The organism is Microbacterium sp. ISL-103, from assembly GCF_018613995.1.
In the GTDB taxonomy this organism is placed as follows: Bacteria; Actinomycetota; Actinomycetes; order Actinomycetales; family Microbacteriaceae; genus Microbacterium.
The window spans coordinates 1-1,734 of the sequence record NZ_JAGGPD010000344.1; the positions used below are offsets into that span (position 1 = coordinate 1).

Below are 1,734 nucleotides of genomic sequence, written 5' to 3' on the forward strand. Positions count from 1 at the left end.
CAGCGCGAGGAACCGGTCGACGTACCACTTCTCGATGTGCGACGTGTCGGCGTCGACGAAGATCGAGAAGTCGAAGAGATCGCTGACGGCGACGTCGTTGGGGGCGGGCGGCGGCTGGAGTACGTTCAGTCCCTCGACGATGACGACGTCGGGGCGACGCACGACCACGTGGGCGTCGGGAACGATGTCGTAGCGCATGTGCGAATAGAAGGGCGCCCGCACCTCGGGGGCGCCGCTCTTGACCTCGGTGAGGAACTCGAGCAGGGCGCGGCGGTCGTACGACTCGGGAAAGCCCTTGCGCTCCATCAGTCCCCTGCGCTCGAGCTCGGCGTTCGGGTAGAGGAAGCCATCGGTGGTGACGAGCTCGACGCGCGGCGTGCCGGGCCAGCGGCTCATCAGCTCACGCAGCAGACGGGCGATGGTCGACTTGCCGACGGCGACAGAGCCTGCGACACCCACCACGAACGGGGTGGTCGTGTCGTCTTCCTGCAGGAACGAGCTCGTCGCGGCGCCCAGACGCTTCGTGGCCGTCGCGTAGAGGCTGAGTAGACGGCTCAGTGGCAGATAGACCTCGCGCACCTCGGTGAGGTCGAGCCGGTCTCCGATGCCGCGCAGCTCGACGACCTCGGTCTCGGTGAGCGGCTGGTCGAGGCCTGCCGCCAGTCGCGCCCATTCATCGCGTCCGATCTCTCGATACGGAGACAGCGGCGGCGTCGGGTCAGCGGTCACGCGCTCCATCGTAACGGCGCAGCGCGCTAGCCTCGTTCTCGATGCCCTTCCCGACCGACCGCCGCCTGCGTCTCAGGTCGGCCGCACGCGTGCTCCTCCTCCCCTACCTGGTGGCTCTCGGCCTCATCGTCTGGCTTCCCGGGCAGGATGCCGAGGCAGTGACCGGCGTCGTGGCGACGATGGCGCGGATGCTCGAAGGCTGGGGCGTCCCGTTCGACGTGGGCTACCCGGTGCTCGAGTTCATCGCGAACATCGCACTCTTCGTACCGTTCGGGGCACTCGTCGCGATGGCGTGGCCCGCGCTTCAGGCGTGGAAGGTCATCGCCGCCGGAGCCGCGACCAGCATCCTCATCGAGGTCGTGCAGATCGCGCTGCCGACGCGCTTCCCGACCGTGTCTGACGTCATCGCGAACACGCTGGGCGCGGCCGTCGGATTCGCGGTGGTGGCGATGCTGCGGCGCCGCCGGAAGGTCGGCGCCGCAGCGAGCTGACGGTTACTTGCAGCCGGGAGCGTCGATCGTGACGGGGGTGTCACGGACCATCGGGGTGTGGTGCACGCTGGTCGGCGCATAGTCGGCCGAGGTGGTGCCGTCTGCCCCGGCCATGGTGACCTGCAGCGTGGCGGTCGAGAGCGGCGGCAGTGTCAGATTGATGCGCACGGCGTCGCGTCCGAGATGCGTGGTGTGCGCGATCGCCTCGTGCTGTTCGCCATTGACCGTCCAGCTCTGGATGCTCGCACCCACCGGCGCGTAGACGATGAAGTCGGTGCCGATGTCGCCCGGGGTGAAGTACGGACCGGTGATGTAACGCGGAAGCTCTCGTGCGGCATCCGGGCTGATGCTGTTCTCCAGCGTGACGGTCGTGGTCCACGTCGGCGCGCTGGTGGCGGTGCACTGATCCGTCGTCACGCCGACGGTGGCGTCGACGTAGTAGTCCATCTTCGAGCCGGTCGTGTCGTTGAAGAACACGCCGACCGCCGTCTCGGTCTCGTTCGTGGTCGGCATC

The 1,734-nt window shown here is 68.1% G+C and carries 2 protein-coding genes and 1 pseudogene; 1 reads left to right on the forward strand and 2 read right to left on the reverse strand.

What is annotated here, in order from left to right; genetic code table 11:
• Positions 1 to 738, reverse strand: a 738-nt coding sequence (coaA, locus tag J7E68_RS12800; RefSeq protein WP_215173179.1) for a type I pantothenate kinase, incomplete at its 3' end; no start/stop codon positions are given.
• A gap of 32 nt (positions 739 to 770) precedes the next feature.
• Between coaA and J7E68_RS12805 the strand changes: the two genes are divergently transcribed.
• Positions 771 to 1,220 (forward strand): VanZ family protein, encoded by a 450-nt coding sequence (locus J7E68_RS12805; protein ID WP_215173181.1) that lies wholly within the window; start codon positions 771 to 773, stop codon positions 1,218 to 1,220.
• A 3-nt stretch (positions 1,221 to 1,223) separates the two neighbouring features.
• On the opposite strand, the pseudogene J7E68_RS12810 reads toward J7E68_RS12805, so the two are convergent.
• Positions 1,224 to 1,734 (reverse strand): annotated as a pseudogene (locus J7E68_RS12810) (hypothetical protein); the annotation flags it as partial.

Coding starts and splice junctions, on each gene's coding strand:
- J7E68_RS12805 (WP_215173181.1), top strand. CDS start 771: ATGCCCTTCCCGACCGACCGCCGCCTGCGTCTCAGGTCGGCCGCACGC.